This is a genomic window from Bacillus sp. FJAT-45350 (assembly GCF_002335805.1).
Lineage (GTDB): Bacteria > Bacillota > Bacilli > Bacillales > NISU01 > FJAT-45350.
In genome coordinates this window covers 364,746-390,445 of sequence record NZ_NISU01000001.1, presented here as the reverse complement: position 1 = coordinate 390,445, position 25,700 = coordinate 364,746, and the positions used below count along the sequence as shown (strand labels likewise).

At 35.3% G+C, this 25,700-nt stretch carries 29 protein-coding genes; 11 read left to right on the top strand and 18 right to left on the bottom strand.

From position 1 onward, the window contains the following. Positions 1–72: 72 nt before the first annotated feature. Complete coding sequence (locus tag CD003_RS01950; protein ID WP_096199206.1) at positions 73–528, bottom strand: pyridoxamine 5'-phosphate oxidase family protein; 456 nt, start codon at positions 526–528, stop codon at positions 73–75. Between the two features lie 155 nt (positions 529–683). Between CD003_RS01950 and CD003_RS01945 the strand changes: the two genes are divergently transcribed. Further along, positions 684–884 carry a YlaI family protein gene (locus tag CD003_RS01945; RefSeq protein WP_096199205.1) on the top strand — a complete coding sequence of 67 codons (201 nt, stop codon included), beginning with the start codon at positions 684–686 and terminating at the stop codon, positions 882–884. A 115-nt stretch (positions 885–999) separates the two neighbouring features. Here CD003_RS01945 and CD003_RS01940 read toward each other — a convergent pair whose 3' ends face one another. From CD003_RS01940 to typA, 3 genes are all read right to left on the bottom strand, one after another. Then, positions 1,000–1,272, bottom strand: a complete 273-nt coding sequence (locus tag CD003_RS01940) for a hypothetical protein (protein WP_096199204.1) — start codon at positions 1,270–1,272, stop codon at positions 1,000–1,002. 3 nt (positions 1,273–1,275) lie between these two features. After that, the gene (locus CD003_RS01935) at positions 1,276–1,608 is read right to left on the bottom strand and encodes a YlaH-like family protein (RefSeq protein ID WP_096199203.1); all 333 of its coding nucleotides are present in this window, start codon (positions 1,606–1,608) and stop codon (positions 1,276–1,278) included. A gap of 86 nt (positions 1,609–1,694) precedes the next feature. Continuing rightward, the gene (gene typA / locus CD003_RS01930; protein ID WP_096199202.1) at positions 1,695–3,530 is read right to left on the bottom strand and encodes a translational GTPase TypA; all 1,836 of its coding nucleotides are present in this window, start codon (positions 3,528–3,530) and stop codon (positions 1,695–1,697) included. 270 nt (positions 3,531–3,800) lie between these two features. Between typA and CD003_RS01925 the strand changes: the two genes are divergently transcribed. After that, positions 3,801–3,986: a DUF5325 family protein gene (locus tag CD003_RS01925; RefSeq protein ID WP_096199201.1), complete on the top strand. Its 186-nt coding sequence runs from the start codon at positions 3,801–3,803 to the stop codon at positions 3,984–3,986. A gap of 44 nt (positions 3,987–4,030) precedes the next feature. Here the strand turns inward: CD003_RS01925 and CD003_RS01920 are convergent, their stop codons facing one another. From CD003_RS01920 to CD003_RS01910, 3 genes are all read right to left on the bottom strand, one after another. Further along, complete coding sequence (locus CD003_RS01920) at positions 4,031–4,924, bottom strand: NAD(P)-dependent oxidoreductase (RefSeq protein WP_096199200.1); 894 nt, start codon at positions 4,922–4,924, stop codon at positions 4,031–4,033. After that, on the bottom strand, positions 4,921–5,730 hold the full coding sequence (locus CD003_RS01915) for an inositol monophosphatase family protein (protein WP_096199199.1): 810 nt from the start codon (positions 5,728–5,730) through the stop codon (positions 4,921–4,923). The genes CD003_RS01920 and CD003_RS01915 overlap by 4 nt, the downstream gene beginning before the upstream one ends. 170 nt (positions 5,731–5,900) lie before the next feature. Beyond that, positions 5,901–6,089 carry a hypothetical protein gene (locus CD003_RS01910; protein ID WP_096199198.1) on the bottom strand — a complete coding sequence of 63 codons (189 nt, stop codon included), beginning with the start codon at positions 6,087–6,089 and terminating at the stop codon, positions 5,901–5,903. 283 nt (positions 6,090–6,372) lie between these two features. On the opposite strand from CD003_RS01910, the gene CD003_RS01905 reads away from it, so the two are divergent. Further along, positions 6,373–7,017 carry a YktB family protein gene (locus CD003_RS01905; RefSeq protein WP_096199197.1) on the top strand — a complete coding sequence of 215 codons (645 nt, stop codon included), beginning with the start codon at positions 6,373–6,375 and terminating at the stop codon, positions 7,015–7,017. A 137-nt stretch (positions 7,018–7,154) separates the two neighbouring features. Here the strand turns inward: CD003_RS01905 and CD003_RS01900 are convergent, their stop codons facing one another. Continuing rightward, on the bottom strand, positions 7,155–7,430 hold the full coding sequence (locus CD003_RS01900; protein ID WP_096199196.1) for a UPF0223 family protein: 276 nt from the start codon (positions 7,428–7,430) through the stop codon (positions 7,155–7,157). Between the two features lie 307 nt (positions 7,431–7,737). Here CD003_RS01900 and CD003_RS01895 point away from each other — a divergent pair, with 307 nt between their 5' ends. The 3 genes from CD003_RS01895 to CD003_RS01885 all read left to right on the top strand — a co-directional run bounded on the left by CD003_RS01895 (position 7,738) and on the right by CD003_RS01885 (position 11,124). Next, entirely contained in the window at positions 7,738–8,853 is a 1,116-nt protein-coding gene (locus CD003_RS01895) for an IS4 family transposase (RefSeq protein WP_096199195.1), read from the top strand. A 274-nt stretch (positions 8,854–9,127) separates the two neighbouring features. Beyond that, on the top strand, positions 9,128–10,603 hold the full coding sequence (locus tag CD003_RS01890; protein ID WP_096199194.1) for an aminotransferase class I/II-fold pyridoxal phosphate-dependent enzyme: 1,476 nt from the start codon (positions 9,128–9,130) through the stop codon (positions 10,601–10,603). A gap of 251 nt (positions 10,604–10,854) precedes the next feature. Beyond that, complete coding sequence (locus CD003_RS01885) at positions 10,855–11,124, top strand: hypothetical protein (protein WP_096199193.1); 270 nt, start codon at positions 10,855–10,857, stop codon at positions 11,122–11,124. A 72-nt stretch (positions 11,125–11,196) separates the two neighbouring features. Here CD003_RS01885 and CD003_RS01880 read toward each other — a convergent pair whose 3' ends face one another. The 3 genes from CD003_RS01880 to CD003_RS01870 all read right to left on the bottom strand — a co-directional run bounded on the left by CD003_RS01880 (position 11,197) and on the right by CD003_RS01870 (position 12,344). After that, on the bottom strand, positions 11,197–11,337 hold the full coding sequence (locus CD003_RS01880) for a GapA-binding peptide SR1P (protein WP_373558524.1): 141 nt from the start codon (positions 11,335–11,337) through the stop codon (positions 11,197–11,199). A gap of 151 nt (positions 11,338–11,488) precedes the next feature. Then, positions 11,489–11,785 (bottom strand): DUF3055 domain-containing protein, encoded by a 297-nt coding sequence (locus CD003_RS01875; protein WP_096199191.1) that lies wholly within the window; start codon positions 11,783–11,785, stop codon positions 11,489–11,491. A gap of 109 nt (positions 11,786–11,894) precedes the next feature. Then, positions 11,895–12,344: a hypothetical protein gene (locus tag CD003_RS01870; RefSeq protein ID WP_096199190.1), complete on the bottom strand. Its 450-nt coding sequence runs from the start codon at positions 12,342–12,344 to the stop codon at positions 11,895–11,897. 465 nt (positions 12,345–12,809) lie between these two features. Between CD003_RS01870 and CD003_RS01865 the strand changes: the two genes are divergently transcribed. Beyond that, on the top strand, positions 12,810–13,247 hold the full coding sequence (locus CD003_RS01865; protein ID WP_096199189.1) for a DUF1885 family protein: 438 nt from the start codon (positions 12,810–12,812) through the stop codon (positions 13,245–13,247). 55 nt (positions 13,248–13,302) lie between these two features. Here the strand turns inward: CD003_RS01865 and CD003_RS01860 are convergent, their stop codons facing one another. Together CD003_RS01860 and CD003_RS01855 are read right to left on the bottom strand one after the other, a co-directional pair. Further along, positions 13,303–14,367, bottom strand: coding sequence for a M23 family metallopeptidase (locus CD003_RS01860; protein ID WP_257008141.1), 1,065 nt, complete (start codon positions 14,365–14,367; stop codon positions 13,303–13,305). Between the two features lie 160 nt (positions 14,368–14,527). Further along, on the bottom strand, positions 14,528–15,346 hold the full coding sequence (locus CD003_RS01855; RefSeq protein ID WP_257008140.1) for a polysaccharide deacetylase family protein: 819 nt from the start codon (positions 15,344–15,346) through the stop codon (positions 14,528–14,530). 145 nt (positions 15,347–15,491) lie between these two features. On the opposite strand from CD003_RS01855, the gene CD003_RS01850 reads away from it, so the two are divergent. From CD003_RS01850 to CD003_RS01840, 3 genes are all read left to right on the top strand, one after another. Next, positions 15,492–16,556 carry an FUSC family protein gene (locus CD003_RS01850; RefSeq protein WP_096199188.1) on the top strand — a complete coding sequence of 355 codons (1,065 nt, stop codon included), beginning with the start codon at positions 15,492–15,494 and terminating at the stop codon, positions 16,554–16,556. Between the two features lie 195 nt (positions 16,557–16,751). Next, a complete protein-coding gene (locus CD003_RS01845) occupies positions 16,752–18,359 on the top strand; it encodes a glycine betaine uptake BCCT transporter (protein WP_096199187.1) in 1,608 nt (535 codons plus the stop codon). A 165-nt stretch (positions 18,360–18,524) separates the two neighbouring features. Next, positions 18,525–18,929 (top strand): hypothetical protein, encoded by a 405-nt coding sequence (locus CD003_RS01840; protein ID WP_096199186.1) that lies wholly within the window; start codon positions 18,525–18,527, stop codon positions 18,927–18,929. A gap of 37 nt (positions 18,930–18,966) precedes the next feature. Here CD003_RS01840 and lpdA read toward each other — a convergent pair whose 3' ends face one another. From lpdA to CD003_RS01815, 5 genes are all read right to left on the bottom strand, one after another. Then, the gene (gene lpdA, locus CD003_RS01835) at positions 18,967–20,376 is read right to left on the bottom strand and encodes a dihydrolipoyl dehydrogenase (protein WP_096199185.1); all 1,410 of its coding nucleotides are present in this window, start codon (positions 20,374–20,376) and stop codon (positions 18,967–18,969) included. A gap of 4 nt (positions 20,377–20,380) precedes the next feature. After that, positions 20,381–21,688 carry a dihydrolipoamide acetyltransferase family protein gene (locus tag CD003_RS01830; RefSeq protein ID WP_096199184.1) on the bottom strand — a complete coding sequence of 436 codons (1,308 nt, stop codon included), beginning with the start codon at positions 21,686–21,688 and terminating at the stop codon, positions 20,381–20,383. A 99-nt stretch (positions 21,689–21,787) separates the two neighbouring features. Further along, on the bottom strand, positions 21,788–22,765 hold the full coding sequence (locus tag CD003_RS01825) for an alpha-ketoacid dehydrogenase subunit beta (RefSeq protein WP_096199183.1): 978 nt from the start codon (positions 22,763–22,765) through the stop codon (positions 21,788–21,790). A 3-nt stretch (positions 22,766–22,768) separates the two neighbouring features. Further along, positions 22,769–23,854: a pyruvate dehydrogenase (acetyl-transferring) E1 component subunit alpha gene (pdhA, locus tag CD003_RS01820; RefSeq protein WP_096199182.1), complete on the bottom strand. Its 1,086-nt coding sequence runs from the start codon at positions 23,852–23,854 to the stop codon at positions 22,769–22,771. A gap of 543 nt (positions 23,855–24,397) precedes the next feature. Next, positions 24,398–25,054, bottom strand: coding sequence for a YkyA family protein (locus tag CD003_RS01815; RefSeq protein ID WP_096199181.1), 657 nt, complete (start codon positions 25,052–25,054; stop codon positions 24,398–24,400). Positions 25,055–25,384: 330 nt separating this feature from the next. Between CD003_RS01815 and CD003_RS01810 the strand changes: the two genes are divergently transcribed. Beyond that, entirely contained in the window at positions 25,385–25,576 is a 192-nt protein-coding gene (locus CD003_RS01810) for a YjcZ family sporulation protein (RefSeq protein WP_096199180.1), read from the top strand. Positions 25,577–25,700: the final 124 nt, after the last annotated feature.

Sequence of the window (25,700 nt, the reverse complement as noted above, 5' to 3'; positions counted from 1 at the left end):
GTACTTTTTTTAAGTGTACCATTTCGAAGGTGTTTTATAGTGTCCCAATAATTTAGGTTAGTCTACTATAGACTAAGCTTTTTTAATCGCTTCCATTACTTGTTTATCTAGCTTTGCAGCCGCTTCAGCATCATATGTTTTTTCATAGCTCGGTTCTACGCTTATTTTCGATCCATAAAACATTACATCACGTACGGCACTAATTGATATTTCAACAAGTGCTAACTTTAACGGAACTTCATCTAACTTATCAACAACGACTTTTGCTTCACCAGAAATAGAGTAAGTTGAGCCATTTCCGATTAAATTAATCGTTACACCAGGGCTCGCTTGGATATTTTCAATAATTCTGGAACGATTATCTACAGCAAATCTAACTTTGTCGTTATCAGGCGCATATACCCATGAAATTGCATTTACATTTGGTATTTTTGTTTCGTAATCAACAGTCGCAATTGTAACAAAACGTTCCTTCTGTAAAAGAGGTAATAGTTCATCTGTTAACCTTTGTTCTACTTGATTTCCCATAAAAAAGCCCTCCACATCTAATATATGCTACACTTATACTATACCTATTTTAGATGCTTTTAAAACAGATATGCTACATTTGGGTTTATTTTTTTCATTAATATAGCTACAATAGGATAAATGATAATGTTTAACGTGTGATTCGAGGTGAAGAGATGAGAGTAAAATGTGTAATATGTGATAGAATAGACAACATTGATGATTATAATCCATTAGCTAAAAAGTTAAGAAATAGACCTATTCATACGTATACATGCCCAGAATGCTATGAAAGAATTACTGTACGTACAAACGAAAGAAAGGCTACTGGCAACTTCAAACTATTCGAGAGTAAGAAAACAGAGAATGATTGGTAAACACAGTAGACACCTCAACATGGCTTTATACTCAATTAGCAAGTTTTCTTTATAGACCACGCAATAAAAAAGGATGTCCTAAAAGGTTAAATAAAAACCTTTTAGAACATCTTTTTTATTGATTATATTTCGGCTCTGCCTCTATACTTTCTAACAGAGCATCAACAAGCTCAATAGGATATTTCTTCTCTAATTCTTCCCCATCAATCGAATACGTAACAACATACATAGGACCACTCGTTGAAATATTTAGCTTTTCAATATGATGGTCCTCTTCTAGTATTTCGGTAAAAAAATCAAAGGTTTCTTTTGCCGCATTGTCGTCCGGCCTTGCTTCATGTACTACTTTAATTGAAAGCCAATTATAGATCGCATCTTGTAGATTCATAAATTATGAATCCCCAACTTGCTGCTCTTTTTGACTTTTCGCTAGTCGATATTTATAAATTCCAAGTACTAAAGCAGCTACTAGTAATGACTCAACTACAGGCATACCAATAGCAAATATAGTTATTGGTATAGAACCAATTAGTAACATAATATATATAACAGCTTGCTTCAATAAAGGAAGTTTTCTAGCAAAGCCTAGATTATAAACGACAATTGACATAAGAACGACAATACCAAATAATAGCCAAAACCCAACAACTGGGTTTTGGTCTATATTTACAAGGGCTGCAAACGTGGATAAATCACTAGGGTTTATGTCTACTGTTTCTTCCATCCCAGTCCCTCCCTATTTGTTCTATAACCAATGCCTTTAAAAATAGAAAAGCGTATGCTTGTCCTACGTTTAAAGGCAAAAGTTTATTATTGTTGTGCTACTTTTCTTCTCTTTTCTTCTCTTTCACGTTCACTCTTATTTAAAACCTTTTTACGTAAACGAATTGATTCTGGAGTTACTTCACAGAACTCGTCTTCATTTAAATACTCAAGCGCTTCTTCTAGTGTCATTGTACGTGGTTTTTTCATTGTTACTGTTTGATCTTTATTAGCAGAACGTACGTTTGTAGCTTGCTTCATTTTTGTAATGTTAACCGTTATATCATTATCACGATTATGCTCACCAACAATCATACCTTCATAAATTTCAGTACCAGGCTCTACGAAAATTACCCCACGGTCTTCTACTTGCATAATACCGTAAGCTGAAGATTTACCTGACTCCATAGAAACAAGAACACCTTGACGACGTCCGCCAACATGACCTTGTGCCATTGGCATATAACCATCAAATGAGTGGTTAATAATCCCATATCCACGAGTTTGAGTTAAAAATTCTGTTGAATATCCAATTAATCCACGAGCAGGAACCATGAAGTCTAGACGAACTTGACCAGATCCAGTGTTTGTCATGTTAATCATTTCACCTTTACGAGCTCCAAGTGATTCCATAACTGCACCTGTGTACTCTTCAGGAACATCAATTTGAACTCGCTCAACTGGCTCTGACTTCACACCATCGATAAGACGGATGATAACTTCAGGCTTAGAAACCTGTAGTTCATAGCCTTCACGACGCATATTCTCAATTAAAATGGAAAGGTGAAGCTCTCCACGCCCAGAAACAACCCAAACATCTGGTGAGTCAGTATTCTCAACACGTAAACTTACATCTGTTTCTAACTGTGCTTTTAAACGTTCATCAAGCTTACGACTAGTAACAAACTTCCCTTCACGACCTGCAAATGGACTGTTATTTACCAAGAACGTCATTTGTAACGTCGGCTCATCTATACGTAGAATTGGTAGTGGCTCTTGGTGTTCAACAGGACAAACTGTTTCTCCTACGTTAATTTCTTCCATTCCAGAAACAGCGATTAAGTCTCCAGCTTTTGCTTCTTCAATTTCAATACGCTTTAAACCTAAGAAACCAAAAATCTTTGTTACACGGAATTGCTTAACACTACCATCTAATTTCATTAAAGCAACCTGTTGTCCAACCTTCATCGTTCCTCTGAAGACACGACCAATCCCAACTCTTCCTAAGTAATCATTGTAATCAAGCATTGTTACTTGGAATTGTAATGGATCTTCATGGTTATCTACCGGTGCTGGAACATTATCGATAATCATTTCAAATAATGAAGACATGTCCTCATCTTGCTTCTCAGGATTCATGCTAGCAGTACCATTAATAGCTGAAGCATAAACAACTGGGAAGTCTAATTGGTCTTCATCTGCTCCTAAATCAATTAATAAATCAACAACTTCATCTACAACCTCTGCAGGTCGAGCAAAGTCTCTATCGATTTTATTTACTACAACAATTGGGCTTAATTTCTGCTCAAGTGCTTTTTTAAGAACGAATCGAGTTTGTGGCATACACCCTTCATAAGCATCAACTACTAAAAGGACACCGTCTACCATTTTCATAATACGCTCAACTTCTCCACCAAAATCAGCATGTCCAGGTGTATCTAAAATGTTGATACGTTTTTCTTTGTAATTAATTGCAGTATTTTTAGCAAGGATTGTAATACCTCTTTCTTTTTCAATAGCATTTGAATCCATCGCTCTTTCTTCTACCTGTTCATGTGTTTGGAAAGTTCCAGACTGCTTTAACAATTGGTCAACTAATGTTGTTTTACCGTGGTCTACGTGGGCAATGATTGCTATATTTCTTAAATCTTCACGAAGTTTCATGCGTAATTATTCGCTCCCTTTTCATTTACTAACTGTGTAATTATATCATAAACATTCATTATGGCATATCTAATGTATTTTTATTTTATACAAAAATAGAAAAATAACTACAGTTTTAATACCATTTTTCCCTTTAATTCTCCAATTAAACCATTAAAACAGGATTGAGCTGTAACTTAATTGTCAAATCTAAAGCTATTTCTACTATGCAAAGGGGGTTAAACTAGTGTAAAGTGTAAGTATGGTTTCGAATTTCAGGGGGTACGAATAATGAAGAAAGAAAATATAATGTTTTTATTGTTAGCAGTGATTACTGTCATTTGTATTATGGGTATTGGGATAGCGGTAGCTGAACGAAGTCTTTTAATTACACTCTTATCATTAATTGGGATTTTCATTGCAACTGGTCTGGGCTTTAATCTTAAAAAGAAGCTACGAGAATCGAATGAAATGTAAAAAAACAGTTGAGATTAATCTCAACTGTTTTTTTACATTTCCAATTAATTCTTCTCCCAACGCTCCACTCGTACTCCTACCTTTTCCTCAAGAGGACGGATAATGGCAGATACATCTTCATTACCATGACTTTCTTTAGCCCTAGCTACGATCGCTTCAGCTAATTCCACCACTTCAACAGGTACTTCTAGATTATCAGCAAGAGATAAAGCAAGTTTCATATCTTTATGAAGTAGCTTAATACTAAACCTTTGCTCAAATGCACGATCAAGAATTGCTTCAACAGACCAATCCATACTTTTAGAAAAACCAGAGCTTCTTTTTATTATATCAAAAAGGGTTTTTGGATTAACCCCAGCCTTCTCACCCATGACAAACGCTTCCGAAAGTGCAGTAGTATGAACACCAACTAGCATATTATTGATGAGCTTAATCACACTTCCATTTCCAGTCGGTCCAACTTGTACAACATAATCCCCAATGACCTTCAATACTTCATAACTGTCATGAAAAGCTTTTTCACTACCTCCACACATAATAGTTAAAGTGCCAGCCTTAGCCCCCATTGGTCCACCACTAACAGGTCCGTCAATAAAGAATGCACCCTTTTCCTCCAACTGAGCACTCACTTGTTTATTAAGCTCAGGACTTACAGTGGAATGATCAACAATGATTTTACCTTCAGTTGCACCAGCTATTAAACCGTTTTCTCCTTCGTAAACATCAATAATTGATTCTGGTAAAGGTAAACACGTTAAAACAATATCTACTGTCTCTATTAATTCTTTTGGACTTGCAGCTTCCTTTGCACCAAGTGATACAGCTTCTTCAATAGGCGGACGACTTCTACTTACCACGTATGTTTCGTATCCAGCAGAAATGATATTTTTCGTCATCGGTAATCCCATTGTCCCTAAACCAATAAAACCTACTTTCATGCTCCCAACTCCTTCTGAACAAAATCTTTAATTATTTCGTCATGAAACTTTGGTTTCCCTACAAAAACTGAACTAGATTTAAGTATATTTAATGGTTTACCATCAAAAGTTGAATAGCACCCGTTCACTTCTTCTAGAAGAACCGTACCAGCTGCAAAGTCCCAAGGTGATAAACCTAAACTGATATAGCCATCTAACCTTCCTGCAACGACATAACATATTTCTATAGCTGCAGAACCATAGGATCTAACTCCACGAACAGATTCCACTAATCGTTTAAAACATTTGTTTGTACTATTCTCTTCTTCTAAAAGCCATCTTGCATTCAGCCCTATTATTGCTTTTTCTACTGATACAGGGGCTAGTTTAGGGAGTTTTGTGTCATTTAAATAGGCACCGTTACCTTTTACTGCACTAAATAGTTCATCTGCCATGACATTATAAATCAGCCCAATCTTGCCAATTCCATTTTCATAGACAGCTAAAGAAATGGCAAAGTTATATTTTTGGTGAACAAAATTTGTTGTACCATCTATAGGGTCAACGATCCAAACGATCCCTTTTTCTGATTCAACCACTTCACCACTACCTTCTTCCCCAAGAAATTGATGGTTAGGAAATCGTTCGTTAATTTTATTTAAAAAATAACGTTCTATTCGTCGGTCCATTTCTGTCACTAAATCATCTGGATTAGATTTACTCTCGACTTCTATCGTTTGTAACATAGATTCCTTGAGTAATTGACCCGCTTCTTTCACCCAGTCTTTAGCAATCTTTTCAACGTCAAACCAATCAATTTCATTCATGATGTGACCCCCTCTTTAGCCATCTCGTTCATTATTCTTATCCATTATTATGACATAAAAAATAACTACAGGAAAACGTTTTAAAAAACATTGTCAAAAAATTATGAATCAACTATATATAAATCCAAAAAAAAGCGGCCAATTAGGCACGCTTTTCAATATTTCTAAAATTATACTTCTAACCTAATTAATTCTTGTCGAAGTTCTTCTAAACGATGTTTGGTTTGATTTATCTCTTTTACATTTTCAACAAGCATCGCATCGTGTAAAGTAACTAGTTCATAATCAATTTCTAATTTCAGTACCGGAATACGTTTTTCCGCATCTGTGCGTTTTAAAATTTGCATGACTTGTTCCATGGTAACCCACACTCCTTTGAATAGTTAATCTCTGACTATAAGGGGCTTTCTTCTCAATAAATGGTCACCAACTATTATTAACTAAAAATTCTGATTCTTTAGTTAATACTTATTATAACATATGAAGTTTGTTTTTGAAATGGTACAGTGATATTTAATTTTTAAAAATAAGATTATTCTAAGACATAATACATTGACCTTCTAAGGAAGGTTTATAATTTTTCAAGAAGTAAAAGGATATGGTAAACTAATAACAAATTATCCTCATAGGTAGGTGTATACAATGGATTTTCAAGGATTTGAACAGAAGGATTTTGATGTTTTTACAATAGAAGGATTAGATCCTCGTATGGACGCTTTAAAAGAAAGAGTTAGACCGAAACTTGAACAGTTAGGTGAACATCTTGCTCCTACTTTATCTACTATGACTGGTGACGAGATGTTTCCACATGTAGCCAAACATGCTAGAAGAAAAGTAAACCCTCCTAATGATACATGGGTTGCCTTTGCTAACAATAAACGAGGCTATAAAATGTTACCACATTTTCAAATTGGTTTGTTTGAAAGTCATTTATTTGTATGGTTTGCAGTGATATACGAAGCTCCAATCAAAGAAGGATTTTCAAAACAATTACTTGCACAATCAAACAAAGTTAAAGACCTAATCCCTGATGATTACATGTGGTCTGGTGACCATATGAAGCCAGATGCAACAAAACAGTCGGAATTAGACTTAACTGAACTAGAATCACTTTTTGAACGTCTAGGGAATGTAAAAAAAGCAGAAATACTATGTGGAATTCATATTGACCGACATGACCCTATATTATCAAATGGACAAGCTCTTTTAAAAAAAATAGAGGAAACGTTTAAAACTGTTATGCCAATATATAAAATGGCTCAACAATCTACGATGGTGGTAGAATAATGAGAACAAAATAACGTACTTTTGTAAACGGCACCGTACGAGATGTCCATATTTCTTATATAATTACATATGTACTATTTTTTAATAAAAAACATGTGTTCCAGCATATTAATATTGCTGGAACACATGTTTTTATTTTATAGCTTAATAATCAAGCCAGATTCAGATTCCTTCGCCTTTTTCACAGCATGATAGCATGATAGACCTGAATCACTGTCAAATTGGTTAAAAATTTGTTTCTCTTCGCTTTTGGAAGGAACAATTTCTTTAAACCTACGATAAAGGTTCATTAATCTATCCCTTTCTAGACCTTTACTATAAACCTTTTCGATCCCTTGGAAGAACTCCATCACATCAATTACTTCTTCTTTGCTCCAATCTAACGAGATAGGCATATTAACGCTATGTTCCATACTAATCACCTTATTCCTAATTTTACATTCTAATTTTTAAAACCATTATACCGTATTTACGTAATGAGTAACAAAGTTTCTGTTAGATACGATAATTGACTACAACTCATAGTTTGTGCCTAAACAGATCATACTTTACTTATACTTAATTTTAACTGTTAAATATCACTAGTGTTGCATTAATTAAATTTGAATATTAAAAAGACTCAAAATCTTCAATAATCTTATTTTACGCAAAGAAAAAGTCCTTTATAATGGATAAGTCAGGTGGTAACCCGTCCAAATCCACTAAAAAGGACTCACGCTTATGGACAAGATTACACGAAAAACTTCATTTGGACAATGGTTTTCACCCATTAATTTTCAATTATTTGAAGAAAACGTGAAAACATTGAAATTAGATTACTATACGAAAAAGTTAACGACCGAATCATTTCTAAAATTACTTCTCTTTGCACAAATTCAAGAAATCGAAAGTCTTCATGCGCTGGGCGATAGTCTTTTTGATGACAAACTTCAAAAAGAAGTTAACCTTGATTCTATCAGTATCTCTCAGCTATCACGGCGATTAAATGGTATGAATCCTGACTTATTTCAAAAGCTTTTCTTAGATTTAGTTACACAAATTCATGCCAAAACACACCCTACAAAACTTATTATGCCGTTAAAAATCATTGATTCAAGCACATTGCCACTTAATTTGACCCATCATAAATGGGCTAAGTTCCGCAAAACAAAAGCGGGAGTTAAGTTACATTTGCGTCTTGTGTTTATGGAAAATGGACTCTCCTATCCTGAAAAAGCTGTTATCACAACGGCAAAAGAACACGATCGTGGTCAACTTGAAGTGATGATTGATAACAAAGAATGCATGTATGTGTTTGACCGTGGTTACCTTGATTATGAGCGCTTTGATCGCATGACGGATGATGGCTACTTTTTTCTTACAAGACTACGTAAAAACGCTGTCGTACGTGAAGTGTATGAATTTAAACTACCAGAAGGTTCAGCTGTATTATCAGATCAAATGGTATTGATTGGTACAACTCAAAACCGTAGTGAAAATTACTTTCGCCTATTAAAAGTGAAGGATTCAAAAGGAAATGAACTTCATTTAATCACTAACCGTTTTGACTTGAGTGCTGAAGAAATTTCTGAGATGTATAAATCACGTTGGGCAATTGAACTGTTTTTCAAATGGATAAAACAGCATCTCAACATTAAAAAGTTCTATGGTCAAAGCGAATGGGCGATTCAAAATCAAGTGTTTATTGCACTGATTGTTTTTTGCCTGCATGTTCTTGTTCAACTCGAAACGAATAGCAAGCGAAAAACCTTACAAATTAGCCGTTATTTAAGGGCTGCGCTATGGAAGCCAGCGCATATCTGGATTCGAAAAATTGAAGGAAAAGCAGTCCCTTAATAAACAAATTGTCGTCGTTGCTTATGCTTAATTGTAAATATTTTACCAAATGGATGGAGCCACCTTTGGTTAGGTATTCCCTTTTTTGGCTCTAAGAAGAGAAAATATTAAAACTGAAAATTCTAACAATGTTTATGCAACACTAGTGGTTAAATATCTATATAAAAATTTCACAATTGACGATGAATTTATCTATGATTTTTTTTGCGTATTTGATATACTCAATCTTGTTTTTATGAAGGAGAATTAATATTTATAGAATGAGGTGACCACGTTGTCCCGACAACAATTAACACCATTATTTACAGGTGTCGTTGAACACGCAAAAAAGAACCCAATCCAATTCCATATACCAGGACATAAAAAAGGACAAGGTATGGACCCAAGCTTTCGTAACTTTATAGGCGAAAATGCATTGTCAATAGACTTAATAAACATAGGTCCATTAGATGATCTTCATCACCCCCACGGGATTATAAAAGAAGCTCAAGAATTAGCTGCTGAAGCATTCGGTGCTGATCATACATTCTTTTCAGTCCAAGGGACAAGCGGAGCAATCATGACAATGATTATGTCTGTTTGTGGCCCTGGCGATAAAATAATCGTACCAAGAAATGTCCACAAATCCATTATGTCGGCGATAATCTTTTCTGGAGCAACTCCCATTTTTATTCACCCAGAAATTGATAAGGACCTTGGAATCTCACATGGAATCACAATTGACTCAGTTGCAAAAGCTTTATCACAGCACCCAGATGCAAAGGGGCTACTAGTAATAAACCCAACTTATTTCGGAATTTCCGCTAATTTAAAAGACATTGTTGAATTAGCTCATAGTTATTCTATCCCTGTATTAGTTGATGAAGCACACGGAGTTCATATTCACTTTCATGATGAACTTCCACTATCCGCTATGCAAGCAGGAGCTGATATGGCAGCTACAAGTGTTCATAAGCTCGGCGGGTCAATGACACAAAGTTCAGTACTTAATGTAAAGGAAGGACTCGTTTCCCCTACTAGAGTACAATCCATTATAAGTATGCTTACAACTACTTCAACATCCTATTTACTATTATCATCCTTAGACACAGCTAGGAAGCGGTTAGCTACTGAAGGTAGAATGATGATAGATAATACGATAAAATTAGCAAATTACACTAGAGAAAAAATTAACGATATTTCCGGCTTTTACTGTGTAGGGAAAGAAATTCTAGGTACAAAAGCTACTTATGATTATGACCCTACAAAATTAATTATTTCTATTAAGGATCTTGGTATCACCGGATATGATGCAGAAGTTTGGCTTAGAGAGCAGTATAATATTGAGGTCGAACTTTCTGACCTATATAACATTCTTTGTATTATTTCATTCGGTGATACTCACGAAGAAGTCAACCGTTTAATTAGTGCACTTTCTGAGTTATCAAAGCTACATGAAGAGAATATTCAAGCAAGAAAAACCGTACATGTAGATGTACCGAATATTCCACATCTATCCCTTTCTCCACGGGATGCCTTTTATGCAGAGACTGAATCTATTCCTTTCGATGAATCTGCAGGAAGAGTTATTGCAGAGTTTGTCATGGTATATCCACCGGGAATTCCAATTCTCATACCTGGAGAAATTATATCAGAGCAAAACATTGATTATATAAATCAAAACCTTGAAGTGGGATTACCAGTACAAGGACCAGAAGATCCAGAGTTCAAAATGATCAAAGTAATTAAAGAACATCGAGCAATTAGGTAATAAAATAGATAAAAAAACAAACCACCATACCCTTAGAGATATGGTGGTTTGTTTTTTTATTAAAACCAACTAATTTAGTATGTTTTATAAACACTACATTACTAACATAACTCATTTATTTCATGTAAAAATTACATAAAACCAACTTGACAACTATGAATTATAAGAATAATATAATAACAACAACTAAAACGATAAATACTAATGAGTAAGACACAAATACAACCAAAACAATTCTGAGGTGATATAAGATGTTTAAGAACGGGTTATCATTAATTAAAGATTTCTTTTCTACAGAAGTAACAACGGATATTGCACCGTATCATCATTTATTTAATGATCGTTTCATGCAAAAATACACAAACTTTTCAACTTGGCATCAATTCACGCAAGAAAGAACTCATGAATGGGATGTATTTGTTCGCGATGAAACGACATTTACAAGTTGGAATGAGATGTTAATCAAGGCACAAGAACGCTATGTATTAGAACAGCCAATTGGACCATACCAATTTATGTAGAGCGAATTTGTTATATGCAGAAAAAAAAGGTGAAGCTGATAAGCTTCACCTTTCTATATTATAAATAGTTTTTTATTTTTTATTTAAGTTCTCTTTACTACACTTTGGACAGTCTGCAGCACACTTTGCGTATAAAGTAGTCACCTTTTCCCCATCAAAATGTTCAATTGTCTCGTTGCAAGTTTGACATACAATAATACCCACAGTTTCCATCTCCCTTAATGTTATTGAAAGCGTTTTATTTTTACTATACCTTTATAATAATATGTCATATTAATGCTGTCAACCCTAATTCGTATAACACATTTAATTTTTTATTACACATTAAAAAAGCAGCCCTATCTAGGACCGCTTTTCATTTTATTTAATACTGAGGCTCTCTCGGCATTGAAGGTAACGCTTTCTCAAAAAATAACGCCAAATCCTCTGCTTCTTTTCTCTCTTTGATATGAAATGCATTTTGTAGATGCTCTGGATTCGTAATATCATCTGCACATAGTAATGCAGAACGTCCAGTTTGCATGCAAACGACTAGAGGCTTACCAAAGAACATGTTTGTATAAACAATCCCAAAATCATAGCGCGCTTCATCAGTCGTGAACCCAGTAAACTGTACCTTTACATTTTCTTGCTCATCGTATAATCGCTCAAACAAATTCATTGATACACACCCCCGATTTATAATTAATTTAATATTCTGATTATTATTATAACTTATAAATTATCAAAATACAATACCTTTAATTACTTTCGGAATCCAACTAACGATTTTATAGGTAAGAATTCGAATAACGATTATGCTGAACCTCTATAAAACGAGATACTTCTTTAACAAAAATAACATCTTCTTCCGTAATAAAGTAATCCCTCTCAGGTAGATCAATAACAATAAAACCAATCAGATGATGACCATTATAAAATGGCGAAATAATTGAACGATAGTTATTATTAGTGTGAATAAATGTATTCCCTCTTATTGCACTTGTTGAAAATGGACTATCATCAAATGGTTCTATAACTCTATGTTGGGTACTCCCCATGCTGCACAACATTTGAAAATGACTTCCCTTCATTTCATAAATACCTACACCGTATTTAACCCTAATTCTACTTCCAATCGCCTTTACAATTCCTATGTAAAACTCTTTAACAGTAGTAGCGTATTCTGGTACCAAACCTATTTCTAATCTTAATTCATCTAGCATTTGTGATTTGTTCATACAAATCCCCCCTACACAAATCCTCTATCTTCTTCCACTTAGTTAGTCTAATTTTGTTAGTTACTTACATCACAAGCACATTGAACAGTACCTAGAGTCCTATCTTTTATAAACCCTATTAAAACAGTCTATTTTTACAAGTTTTAAACCCTTTTCACTTACTCTTTTTTTCTTTTTATAGGATATCATAAATTATATAGTCAATTATCTATCCTTTTACCTAATTACCGAGTAACTAAGATAACATTACATCTAGTCCACAGATAGATTTCGGTCGATTTTTTTGTCGGAAAGAAATTTATTTTGTCGTAACCTATGTTAATGAAACACCTTTTGTCGCTTTTATAGTTATTTAGTCTGTGAATCTTTAGAATCACTCAATTACTTTCTTGTTGTCACTTCTGGTAACAAATGCTAAGATAATTGTATGATTTTTAACGTTCTAATGACAGGAGTGCTTATAGGATGTCAAATCGCGCATACATAAAGCTGGTAGAGGGTTCAAAACAACAATCGATTACACTTGAGGAACTTAAGGATATTTTCAGATACTACCAATCAATTACAACAAAAACTGGAACACAAGTTGACTGGGCTTATGAGGATTCATCATTTCCTTATGAAATGTTAGATGTACCAGAGAGTAATGGGCAATATTTTTATTTAAAAAGCCGTGGAATTTCTCGATATAAGTACATCGTATTCGGAATTGGGATTGAAGAAATTGTTACTAGTGATGACACCACAGAAGAACAAATGTACATTGAAGTCATTCTCCCTGAAGGAGCTACTCACGGTGATAAAGGAAAAGCTAATGAATTTTGTAAATTCCTAGCTAAGAAATTAGAAGGTGAGCTTCATTTATTCAACAATCGCATTATGTACTTCTATAAAAGAAAATAAGAATTAACTACAAAAGAGCCATCAGATAAATATTTCTGATGGCTCTTTTGTATTATTATTTAAAAACCCTCACTAATACATCATGTACTTCTTCTTGACTCAACGGCTTCCAAAATAATTCTCCATAAATCAGTAAATCTTGATGCAAATGAAGTTCTGTATCATCTTGATTTACAGCACCACTTGTCCCTGAATTCCCCACAAAACCAATGACAGTTTCATCATTTACTTTATCTCCAACTTTTACTTCCTCTGGAATATGAGACAAGTGAGCAAAGCGACTCATTATTCCATTATCATACTGAACCCATACTTGCCTACCTCGTAACCGATCAAATATATATTCTGGTGTTTCTTTAAGAGCTGCTGTAAGCTTTAAATCCTCGTTTCTAACTTCAGCAGTTGGATATTCCTCATAGTCATGGTCTGCTCTTACAACTTTTCCTTCACCCATTGCATAGATTGGTGTTTCACTACTAATATTTCCACCTGATGCAAAGTCATACCAATCTAAACCCTCATGATAACCATTTCGATAAAGACGCTTAGCACCAGGTAGATGATTAGGAAGCGTACTCACTTGTGCATTCTTAATAGGTTTCTGTAGGAAGGATAAGTATTCAACCATCCTATCTGCATCCCAACTATCAAAATCAAAATTTGTAGGAGGTCCTCCTACCCTTTCAGTAGGCCCTTTCCACCCAAATACTAAGGCTGACTCTTCGTATTGAAAATCTATCCCTAATCCTTGATTTAAAAATGATGCAGGAAGATAAACATGGTCACCTTCTATCATTAAATAAATTTCATCAGTAGGAAGATACTCTCCATTACGTTCTAAAACTTTAACACCATCAATCAAGTAATAACTTTCATCATTTATTGTCATTTGAAGCGTTCGATGAATTTCATCATACGCATACTCACCATCTATGATAGCGAATAAATCGTCCACTAAAAAACGAGCCTCTGATTCAGTTACCTCCATAGATAAACTTTCTAACTCAGCCGATGGCGCATTATTATTTTTAGCCTCACCATGCGTAATCTCTTCTCCTGATTGATTTTGACATCCTACCATTAAGACGACAAAAACAATGCCGATGACCCATTTAACCATGTCCTACCATCTCTTCCTTCTTTAATTTCATTAGAAATAAACACTTTAAATACAAAAGATAATGTAACGTTTTTCGACATTTTTTTCAAGAGTTCTTTGTAAATTTGAAGAGGTTGTCTTAATAGTTTGTTTCAAACTATTAAGACAACCTTGACACAAACTATTTTATTAGGCTGGGTTCAACTATTTCATAGCCTTTTTCTTGGAGTCCTTCTACAATTTCCTCTAATGCCTCTAAAGTAAAATCTCGGTCATGCATCAATAAGTTAGAACCAGGTCTAAGTAAGTCTGTGTTCACCATAATTTCCGCTAATGCTTCAGCATTCATATATTCACTTACAAAGTCATAGCCATAACTCCAGTTCATCCACTTCATATCCTCTTCACCAACAACTTGCTTAGAAATGTCTGTATTTACACCGAATGGTGCACGAAAGAACCTCGGGCGTTCTCCAGTTATTTCTTCAATTAAAACATTTAGTTTAATTATTTCATCTCGTTGCTCTTGTTCAGAAAGTTTACTTAGGTTTGGATGAGTCATTGTATGGTTTCCAATTTCAAATCCTAATTCATAAATTTGTTTTAACTGACTTTTTCCTTCATCTGATTGTAAAAAGTGTCCATTGATAAAAAATATTGCTCCTACACCAAGACTTTGCAGTCGTTCTGCCATCTCTACTCCATACTTATCTGGAGCATCATCAATTGTAAGAAGAACGACTTTTTCATTAGCTCCCGTTCCTTCAATAGGAATAACTCTCCAGTCAGAACTCAATTCATATAAAGGCTCAATACTACTCTCTTCCTCAGTAACTACTGACTCCTCTTCCTCATCTCTTTCATCTATTATAGGTTCCTCTATAATAGAAAACTCTTGTTCAGTCTCTTCCACTATTTCTTCTTCCATTGCTCCGTTATTACATGCTGTGCTTATTATTACAAAAGATAATATTAGTATTAATATCCTTTTTATTTCCACTTTAAACACCCTTCCTATTCGTTAACGATTCTGATTAAAAATAAATGACATCTTGATTTTCTATACTTTTCCTCGATGAGTATAACATGGTTATCAAAGTACATACTAGAAGATGAAACTAGCCAACTTCTAGAAGGTGATCATCATGAACCAATCTAAATGGATTGGAAGACGCGTAATAAAAACCGGATTAGCTGTTTTCATCACTGCTTGGGTTTGCAATTATTTTGATTTGCCAGTAATGTTTGCTGTTATTACTGCAATTGTTACTACAGAACCAACAGCAGCAGATTCAATTAAGAAAGGAGCAATTCGTTTACCAGCGGCAGCACTTGGTGCCATTTTTGCTATTGTTGTAGATATGATTTTCGGTCATTCCGCACTCACCTATGCTCTCGTTGCAATGACGACAATAGTAGCTTGCTCTAAACTAAAGCTAGACAACGGAACTCTTATTGCTACACTAACTGCTGTCGCTATGATTCCGGGTACGAGCGAAAGTTTTATCATCGATTTTATCAGTCGTCTGTCTGGTACAACAATAGGAATTGTGGTCTCTACTTTAGTAAACTTCGTCATCTTACCACCTAAATTCGGCCCAATAGTCGTTCATAAAGTAGATTCGCTATATTTCCAGGCTGCAAATTTATTAGAATTAGTGCTGAAAAAAGAATCAACCTCAGAAAGAGCAATATTATTAGAACGCTTCAGAGCATTAAATCAAGAAATCGAAAAAACATTACAGTTAACCAAGTTTCAAGATGAAGAATTGAAGTACCGAAATTTTAACGAAAATGAACAACGATCATTTATCTTTTTACAAAAAAAATTAGACTACCTCCAACAAATTGTTTTTCATATAGGAAACATATCGTTTTTCGATTTTGCACAACATGATAAATCATTAGTAGATAAACCGTTATTAACGGGTCTAACAAGTTCGCTAATCCTAATTCTAAAAGACCCATTACATGAAATTAATGATAACCATATACAATTGAGGTTTCAATTACATCAAGACGTAAACAATCTCCCAATGCACACAATGGATGAAAATATAAATAGACGTTTGTTTTTTTTGTTTGAAATAGTGTCTTTAGAAAAGTTAGTCAATGGTTTAGCAGATGTTACTAATAAGGAACGACAATATTCTCTAAATGAACAAACTTATCCTAGTTATATTTTTAATAGACGTGTTTCATATGATTAGAGTTTTATTTTTTCACTAATTTACCTATTCATTTTAATGACCCTTTCTGTTTTACTTAGGCTGAAATTGGGCAATGTAATCTTAGAGTTTAATCGACACGTTTTGAGCGTTTTCGTTGTTTCTAGACAACCAATGTGTTACGTTAGTATAGTTATCCTAAAATTTCATACATAGTTGAAAGGTGGTTACTTTGTTTTGAAGAAACTGACTCCAGTTTTTATGATATCAGTCATCATTGCGCTAGCCTTTATATTATGGGGCGCCATATTACCTAGCAACATGGAAACAGTAACAAATAATATCCAAGGATTTATAACAGAACAATTCGGCTGGTTTTATCTATTAGCTGCTACAGGTTTCTTGATTTTCGCACTATATCTAATCGTCAGTCCATATGGGAGAATTAAGTTAGGAAAACCTGACGATAAGCCAGAGTATAATTACCTTACCTGGTTTGCTTTTCTCTTTACTGCTGGAATGGGTATTGGTTTAGTCTTCTGGGGAGTAGCAGAACCAATGTATCATTTCTATGCTCCTCCTACAGGAGAGGCTGAATCATACCAAGCAGCAAGCGTTGCTATGCGATTTTCTTTCTTCCACTGGGGATTACATCCATGGGCAATATACACAGTAGTTGCGCTAGCACTTGCTTACTTCCAGTTTAGAAAAGACGCTCCTGGAGTAATGAGTGCGATTTTTAGACCACTATTAGGGAATCGTGTTGACGGGGCAATAGGTACTATCATTAATGTCATTGTCGTTTTCGCTACAATTTTTGGGGTAGCTACATCTCTCGGATTTGGTACTGCGCAAATTGCAGGGGGAGTATCTCATATTATACCGGGAATTAATAATACAATAGTTACACAACTAGTCATTATCGTTATTATTACTGTATTATATATGTTGTCATCTCAAACAGGTCTAAATAAAGGAATTCGTATACTAAGTAAGACTAATATTTACTTAGCGATTGCATTAATGCTTTTCCTCTTATTCCTTGGACCTACAAACTTTATAATGAATGTATTTACACAAACAATAGGTAGTTACTTGCAAAATCTTGCTGGTATGAGCTTCAGACTTGATCCTTTTGATCCTGAAACCAATTGGGTACAGGCATGGACTATATTCTATTGGGCATGGTGGATTGCATGGGCTCCATTTGTCGGTACGTTTATTGCACGTGTATCTAGAGGACGTACTATTCGAGAATTTGTTATCGGTGTACTAGCTGTCCCAACTCTATTTGGATTCTTATGGTTTTCAGTATTTGGAGGTACAGCGATTTCATTAGACTTATATGATAATGTTGGCATTATGGATGTAATTAACACTCAAGGTATGGAAGTAGCACTGTTCTCTGTATTAGATCAATTCCCATTTAGTACCTTTATGTCGATAATAGCAGTGTTATTAATTGCATCATTCTTCATTACTTCTGCAGACTCAGCAACCTTTGTATTAGGTATGCAAACGACAAACGGAAGTTTAACGCCGCCTAACTCAGTTAAATTCATATGGGGGCTTATTCAATCAGCTGCCGCAGCAGTTTTATTATTATCAGGTGGCCTTGGCGCTTTACAGACTGCATCTATTATCGCCGCACTACCTTTTGCAATTATTATGATATTAATGATTTTCTCATTAATGAAAGCGTTACGAGAAGAAAAGGATATCCTTGCATACGATAAAGTTAGAATACGGGAAGAGAAGCTTAAATTTCGTGAAGAAAAAGCTCGCTTTAAAGAAGAGCAAGCCAAATTCAAGAAAGAAAAAGCTGAGTTTAAAGATAAAAAATAAAGAAAACGTGTAAAGAGTTGGAATATAACTTATATGTGGAAAATAAAAAAGCAGTCTAGACTGCTTTTTTATTTCGTTTATATTACATTTTTGTTACTTCTCTCTAAACCATAAATTGACATGATAGAATAGTTTCTAATAGCTAATCCACCTTAGAAGGAAGGAATGTTATCGATGAAACAGCATCTTTCATTTCTTATTTTATCATCAATTATATTTACTACTGGATGTTGGTCATCAGAAGCAAGTAATCAAAATCCTTTAGGTACAGATGAGGCAAGCCTTGTTGTGCTATTCTCCGATGAGAGTTCTCTACATAAAGAGGGAGAATTTTATGACGCACTTCTAGACGTACGAAATAGCTATCCTGACAAAGTCTTTCCTTTAAAGATTGTTAATCAAACTGATCGTGCACTTATTCGCCATTATGAAATCATCGAATATCCCACAATGTTAGTTGTTAATCGTGATGGTGTTACACTAAGAGCAGAGGGAGCACACCAGAAAGAAGAAATTGTATCATTACTTAAAGAAGCATTTAATATAGAAGAAGGCACTTTGATTAACTAAAATCAAAGTGCCTTCTTAAATTATGGTTAACGCCATTTTATTTTACAATATGAATTGGGTGACCTAACGCGACCTCTGCTGTCTCCATTGTAATTTCACCTAATGAAGGGTGAGCATGAATTGTCATCGCAATATCCTCTGCAGTCATTCCTGCTTCAATAGCCACACTTGCTTCAGATATCATATCAGATGCATTTGCCCCAGCAATTTGTACACCAAGTACTAGTCCATCTTCTTTACGTGTAACCATCTTCATAAAACCATCTGGCTCATCCATCGATAATGCACGACCATTTGCAGCAAATGGGAACTTAACTGCTTCTACATCATAACCCTTCTCTTTTGCTTCTGCTTCAGATAAACCTACAGTTGCAAGTTCAGGCCCTGAGAATACGACTGCAGGAATCGCTACATAGTCAACCTCTGATGGCATTCCTGCAATTGCTTCTGCCGCTACTTTCGCTTCATATGAAGCTTTATGCGCTAGCATTGGTCCATGTACAATATCACCAATAGCATATATACCATCTATATTGGTTTTACATTGTTTATCTACTTTGATAAAACCTTTTTCATCAATATCTACACCGATTTGTTCAAGACCAATTTCTTCAGTGTTAGGAGAACGACCTACTGTTACTAATAAGTAATCTCCTTCAATTGTTTTTGTTTCACCCTTTACTTCAGCAGTAACCTTCACGCCAGTTTCTGTTTCTTCCACTGATTGAGCTAATGCTTGAGTGAAAAACTCCACGCCATTCTTCTTCATTCTTCTTGAAACAAGCTGACTCATTTGCTTTTCAAATCCAGGAAGAATTTGCTTTCCACCCTCAAGTACAACAACATCTGAACCAAGGTTTGAATATGCTGCTCCCAATTCAATACCAATATACCCACCACCGATGACGATAAGCTTATTCGGCTTTTCTTCAAGGTTTAATGCACCCGTAGAGCTTAATACACGCTTGCTCCATTTGAATGCTGGTAATTCTATTGGACGAGACCCTGTAGCAATAATACAATTTTTAAACGTGTATGTTTGTGCTTGTTTCTCATCCATAATTCGAACTGAGTTACTTGAAGCGAAGTATGCTTCACCTTTTACAATTTCAACCTTGTTTCCTTTTAATAAACCTTCAACACCTGTTGTAAGCTTGTTAACAACAGTTCCTTTCCATTCCTGCATCTTTCCGAAGTCAAGATTTACATCTTTCACAGTAATCCCCATGTTTTCAGAAGAATTTGCATCATGATAACGGTGACCAGCTTGTATTAATGCTTTAGAAGGGATACATCCAACATTTAGACATACACCACCAAGATTTCCTTTTTCTACAATTGTTACTTTTTGACCTAATTGTGCCGCACGAATTGCTGCAACATATCCGCCAGGTCCTGAACCAATGACTAGCGTATCTACTTCTGTTGCGAAATCTCCTACTACCATTCGATTATCCCTCCATAATTAATAATTCTGGGTCATTTAATAAACGTTTAATTTGGTTTAATGCATTTTGAGCAGTCACACCATCAATTAAACGATGATCATAGCTAATTGATAATGCTAGCATAGGAGCAGCGACTATTTCACCATTCTTAACGACTGGCTTTTCTTCAATACGACCAATTCCTAAGATTGCTACCTCTGGATGGTTTATAATTGGAGTAAACCATGCACCACGAGCTGATCCAAGGTTAGAAATTGTACAAGAACCACCCTTCATCTCATTAGGGCTTAATTTACCGTCACGAGCCTTAACAGCTAATTCACTAATTTCTTCCGCAAGCATAAATACTGATTTACGATCTGCATCTTTAATTACCGGTACAACCAGACCTTGTTCAGTGTCTGCCGCAATACCAATATTGAAATACTTTTTGTATACAATTTCTTCATTTGCATCATCAATTGAAGCATTTAACGTAGGATACGCACGTAATGCACTCGTTAATGCCTTAACAACATATGGAAGGTAAGTCAACTTAATACCTTTGTCAGCTGCCATTTCTTTATATTTTTTACGACTAGCAACTAAAGCTGTCACATCAACTTCGTCCATATGTGTAACGTGTGGAGCCGTATGTTTAGAGTTTACCATTGCATTTGCAATTGCTTTACGGATACCTTTTAATGGAACACGCTCTTCAAGTTCACCCTGAGGAATTGACATTGGCGTTGAAGCTGGTTTCTTCGCCTGTTGTTCTTTCGCTTCAGTAGCTTCGTCTGACTTAGTTGCTTCCTCCTCCTCAGTTTGACCTCCATTTAAGTAGGCATCAATGTCCTCTTTAAGAATACGACCATTCTTACCAGAGCCATTTAATTTACGGATAGAAATCCCTTTTTCACGTGCATACTTACGAACAGAAGGCATAGCGATAACACGCTTTGTTTCATCGACTGCCTCTTCTTCCGCTACAGCTGCAGGTTCAGCAACCGTTTCCTTCTTTTCTTCCTTAACTTCAGCTTTTTCTGCTGGCTTCTCCTCTTCATGATCACCATGAGCAGAAGCAGGAATTTCACCATCATAATCAATCGTGATTAGTACGTCACCAACTATTGCAACTGTACCTTCTTCTACCTTGACCTCTAAAATTTTTCCATCAACAGGAGAAGGAATTTCCACTACCGCTTTATCATTCTGTACTTCAAGTAAAATATCATCCTCTTTTACTTCGTCACCAGCTTTAACAAACCATTTGACAATTTCACCTTCATGGATACCTTCACCGATATCAGGCAATTTAAATTCGAATGCCACAAAAAGCGCCTCCCTTATTTCAAATCAATAGTTTTTTCTTCGTCGTTATCAAATTAGAGAAAAAGAAATCAGCAAAGCTGACTCCTTTCCTAAGGTGAATTAGAAGTTAACGATATACTTAGCTTTTTCTACGATATCTTTGTAGTCAGGTAGCCATACATCTTCTGCCGCCGCAAAAGGAAAGACTGTATCAGGCGCAGCTACTCGTAATACTGGTGCTTCTAAGCTTAAAATCGCACGTTCAGTAATCTCAGCAACAACTGAAGCACCAATACCAGCTTGCTTTTGTGCTTCTTGAACAACCATTGCACGATTTGTTTTTTCAACAGAAGCAATAATTGTTTCGATATCTAATGGACTAATAGTACGTAAATCAATAACTTCAGCATCAATACCTTCTTTTTCAAGCTCTTCAGCTGCTTTTAAAGAAGAGTGTACCATTGCTCCATATGTAATAATGGAGATGTCCTTACCTTCACGTTTAATGTCAGCTTTTCCTAAAGGTATTGTATATTCTTCTTCCGGAACTTCTCCACGGAAAGAACGATATAATTTCATATGCTCTAAGTAAACAACTGGATCGTTATCACGAATTGCAGAAATTAATAACCCTTTTGCATCATATGGAGTTGATGGAATAACAACTTTTAAACCCGGACATTGAGCAACTAGACCCTCTAACGAATCTGCATGAAGCTCAGGAGTTTTTACTCCACCACCAAACGGTGAACGTATTGTAACCGGAGATGAATATTTTCCACCTGAACGGTAACGCATACGTGCCATTTGAGCTGCCACTGAATCAAATACTTCAAATACAAATCCGAAAAACTGGACTTCCATTACTGGACGGAAACCAGTTAGTCCAAGACCAATAGCTAAACCACCAATACCAGACTCTGCAAGTGGTGTATCAAATACTCTTTCTTCTCCAAACTCTTGCTGTAAGCCTTCAGTAGCACGGAAAACACCGCCGTTTTGACCTACGTCTTCACCAAAAACGAGTACATTCTCGTTAGATTTCAGCTCATTACGCATCGCATCAGTAATAGCTTGAATCATCGTCATTTGCGCCATGGGTTATTTCGACTCCTTTGCTGTGTATTCTTCCATTTGCTCACGAAGATTTGCTGGAAGTTCTTCAAACATATGTCCAATTAAGTCCGTAACTTTCTGTTTTGGAGCTCCGTCAGCTTTCTTAATAGCTGCTTTAATATCTTCTTTTGCCTTATCTACCATTTGATTTTCCATATCTTCAGTCCATAAGTTTTTCTTTTCTAAGAACTTACGGAAACGCACGATTGGGTCTTTCTTCTCCCACTCATCATCAAGATCTGAAGTACGGTAACGCGTTGGGTCATCACCAGCCATAGTATGTGGACCATAACGGTATGTCATTGTCTCAATCAACGTTGGCCCTTCACCGTTCACAGCTCTATCACGTGCATCTTTAGTTGCGGCATATACAGCTAAAATATCCATTCCATCAACTTGGATGCCTTCAATACCAACGGCCACTGCTTTTTGAGCAATCGTTTTGGCAGCGGATTGCTTTTCTACTGGGACAGAAATAGCAAAACGGTTGTTCTGAACAACGAAAATCGCAGGTGCATTATATGCCCCAGCAAAGTTCATCCCTTCATAGAAATCCCCTTGAGATGCTCCACCGTCACCTGTATACGTGATCGCAACATTCTTCTTCCCTCTTCTTCTTAAACCATCAGCTACACCAGCAGTTTGAACAATTTGCGCACCAATGATGATTTGAGGCATTAATACGTTTACCTCATCAGGAATTTGTCCACCTTCAAAGTGTCCTCGAGAATATAAGAATGCCATGTGTAATGGTAGTCCGTGCCAAACTATTTGTGGAATATCACGATAACCTGGTAAAATCCAATCTTCCTTTTCTAATGCGAACTGAGAACCTAACATAGAGGCTTCTTGACCAGCAACAGGGGCATAGAATCCTAAACGTCCTTGACGATTTAAAGAAATTGCTCTTTGGTCCCAAATACGCGTATAAACCATACGACGCATCATTTCCTGTAATTGTTCATCAGATAGTTCAGGCATTGCTGATTCGTTAACGATTTCGCCTTCTTCATTTAAAATTTGAAACATTTCAAATTGACTTTCGATTTGTTCTAATGTTCTTGTGTTCATTACCTTCACCTCTTCCTTTCCTACTAAAAATCTAAATTAACTTCAATTACTTGAAAATTAAGTATTGAATTAGTTCTTTCGATCCATATGAACGCGAAGAAAAATCATTATTAGGATACCCATTTTTAAAATGTTAAATTACAGTAAGGCTTTTATTAAATCAGAAATATATTATGGATAAACTTAATTTAATACGCCTCTCTACTATGTAATACCCATTGTGCCAAACAATTAACCATCATGTTTTTAAAACTGTATTAATTATTTTTTTGATAAAGTAATACAATTTCTATTACCGTTATAGTCTAACTCACATACTAAAAACTCGTCAATCCTTTTGTTTTACTTATTTAAAATTATCTTTTATTTATTTCGATTCACATACTGTAAAACTCTGTGTTATATATCAAATGAATATTTTTATAATACAGACTGTCTAAAAGTACATAGTTTCAAAAATAACAATCCGCGAAATTTGTCATAACCACCTCTTATAGAACACAAAAAACCAGATGATTATGTTGGATCATCTGGTTATCTTTCCTAATTATATTGTACCTCTATACCCGTAGTTTCATAAAATTCCTTTTTCGTTTGATTATATAGCTCAGTATTCTCATTAAACTCTTCCTTTAGATTAGAAACGCCTTGGTACGACTCATTAATTTTATCAATTTGTTCTTGAAGGTCATCTATCGTTAATTCCTCACTTTGAAGCATTTCGTATAATTCTCTATCTAGTGATAATGCTTCTGAATATTGATTATATAATGATTGGTATGATTCAAAGCGGTTTGTCATACTCGCTTGCAATTCAATTGCCAACTCTTGAGGACTTCCCTCATCTAATTTAGAAATGAATTCTTCAACTTTCATAAATTCCTCGTAGCTTGATTCAATACTCATCTTTTCTTTATCTATTAACTGCTGTCGTTTGTCGACTAATGAGATAGCCTCCTGTGATAACGAAACAATCTTGTCTATGTCTGTCATACCTAGCATGATAATTTCCTCATATAGCTCATGCTCTTGTATTTCTGCTTCTACTAATGGTTCTTGTTGCTGTTCAAATATTTCTTCCATTACAACTGCCTTCTCTAAATGTCCGTACATAGTTTCAGCTGGATTTGTACCACACCCCGTTAACAATAACAGAAGAGTGAGAACTGACAATATTAATGTACCCTTAACTTTCACCACTAACTAACCCCCCAAGATAATTCTTACTTAGTCGTGCAAATTCAACGATATGTATATAACTAAAACACTATATGAAATTATCTATCTTTACAATAGCTATTTCACTGTTTTAGTCGTAATTAAACATACTGCTTAAATCATTACAACTGCAGCTTGTTTAACACGTTGTTAGTATATTATACGTTTTAACACTTTAGTACGAATGTCTTCATTTTTCAAAAAAATTATAGAAAACTGGGTATTCATCCAAACACCTAGCCTTGAAATGCATATTGTAATATTGAATCGCCACATAAGAGCGATGCATAAAACAAAAGGAGGAATGTTTCAATGTACGGACACGGAACAGGATGTTGGGACCCTTGTGGATATGGATATGGAGCACCAGTAGCCGGACCTCAAGTAGCAGGAGCTTATGCAGGACCAGGTTACGGTGCAGGTGCTGGTAAAGGCTTTGCGTTAATCGTTGTGCTTTTCATTCTATTAATCATCGTAGGTGCTTCTTACTACGGTAAATGCTAATTAATACAAAGGGTGGCGTTTATTCGCCTCCCTTATTTACTATCCTATACTTCCCCATTTATCAGTACTTTGCTATACTTAGTAAGGAAATTACATACCATACATCCATAAAATCATAATGACT

What these genes read in the sequence shown, in the direction of transcription:
- CD003_RS01950 (WP_096199206.1), bottom strand. Translation starts at nt 528, where the DNA reads ATGGGAAATCAAGTAGAACAAAGGTTAACAGATGAACTATTACCTCTT.
- CD003_RS01840 (WP_096199186.1), top strand. Translation starts at nt 18,525, where the DNA reads ATGTTATCGATGAAACAGCATCTTTCATTTCTTATTTTATCATCAATT.
- CD003_RS01920 (WP_096199200.1), bottom strand. Translation starts at nt 4,924, where the DNA reads ATGAAAGTAGGTTTTATTGGTTTAGGGACAATGGGATTACCGATGACG.
- CD003_RS01900 (WP_096199196.1), bottom strand. Translation starts at nt 7,430, where the DNA reads ATGGAACATAGCGTTAATATGCCTATCTCGTTAGATTGGAGCAAAGAA.
- CD003_RS01945 (WP_096199205.1), top strand. Translation starts at nt 684, where the DNA reads ATGAGAGTAAAATGTGTAATATGTGATAGAATAGACAACATTGATGAT.
- CD003_RS01905 (WP_096199197.1), top strand. Translation starts at nt 6,373, where the DNA reads ATGGATTTTCAAGGATTTGAACAGAAGGATTTTGATGTTTTTACAATA.
- CD003_RS01850 (WP_096199188.1), top strand. Translation starts at nt 15,492, where the DNA reads ATGAACCAATCTAAATGGATTGGAAGACGCGTAATAAAAACCGGATTA.
- CD003_RS01865 (WP_096199189.1), top strand. Translation starts at nt 12,810, where the DNA reads ATGTCAAATCGCGCATACATAAAGCTGGTAGAGGGTTCAAAACAACAA.
- CD003_RS01860 (WP_257008141.1), bottom strand. Translation starts at nt 14,367, where the DNA reads ATGGTTAAATGGGTCATCGGCATTGTTTTTGTCGTCTTAATGGTAGGA.
- CD003_RS01940 (WP_096199204.1), bottom strand. Translation starts at nt 1,272, where the DNA reads ATGAATCTACAAGATGCGATCTATAATTGGCTTTCAATTAAAGTAGTA.
- CD003_RS01910 (WP_096199198.1), bottom strand. Translation starts at nt 6,089, where the DNA reads ATGGAACAAGTCATGCAAATTTTAAAACGCACAGATGCGGAAAAACGT.
- CD003_RS01915 (WP_096199199.1), bottom strand. Translation starts at nt 5,730, where the DNA reads ATGAATGAAATTGATTGGTTTGACGTTGAAAAGATTGCTAAAGACTGG.
- typA (WP_096199202.1), bottom strand. Translation starts at nt 3,530, where the DNA reads ATGAAACTTCGTGAAGATTTAAGAAATATAGCAATCATTGCCCACGTA.
- CD003_RS01895 (WP_096199195.1), top strand. Translation starts at nt 7,738, where the DNA reads ATGGACAAGATTACACGAAAAACTTCATTTGGACAATGGTTTTCACCC.
- lpdA (WP_096199185.1), bottom strand. Translation starts at nt 20,376, where the DNA reads ATGGTAGTAGGAGATTTCGCAACAGAAGTAGATACGCTAGTCATTGGT.
- CD003_RS01875 (WP_096199191.1), bottom strand. Translation starts at nt 11,785, where the DNA reads ATGAATTTGTTTGAGCGATTATACGATGAGCAAGAAAATGTAAAGGTA.
- CD003_RS01935 (WP_096199203.1), bottom strand. Translation starts at nt 1,608, where the DNA reads ATGGAAGAAACAGTAGACATAAACCCTAGTGATTTATCCACGTTTGCA.
- CD003_RS01870 (WP_096199190.1), bottom strand. Translation starts at nt 12,344, where the DNA reads ATGAACAAATCACAAATGCTAGATGAATTAAGATTAGAAATAGGTTTG.
- CD003_RS01925 (WP_096199201.1), top strand. Translation starts at nt 3,801, where the DNA reads ATGAAGAAAGAAAATATAATGTTTTTATTGTTAGCAGTGATTACTGTC.
- CD003_RS01810 (WP_096199180.1), top strand. Translation starts at nt 25,385, where the DNA reads ATGTACGGACACGGAACAGGATGTTGGGACCCTTGTGGATATGGATAT.
- CD003_RS01880 (WP_373558524.1), bottom strand. Translation starts at nt 11,337, where the DNA reads ATGGAAACTGTGGGTATTATTGTATGTCAAACTTGCAACGAGACAATT.
- pdhA (WP_096199182.1), bottom strand. Translation starts at nt 23,854, where the DNA reads ATGAACACAAGAACATTAGAACAAATCGAAAGTCAATTTGAAATGTTT.
- CD003_RS01825 (WP_096199183.1), bottom strand. Translation starts at nt 22,765, where the DNA reads ATGGCGCAAATGACGATGATTCAAGCTATTACTGATGCGATGCGTAAT.
- CD003_RS01885 (WP_096199193.1), top strand. Translation starts at nt 10,855, where the DNA reads ATGTTTAAGAACGGGTTATCATTAATTAAAGATTTCTTTTCTACAGAA.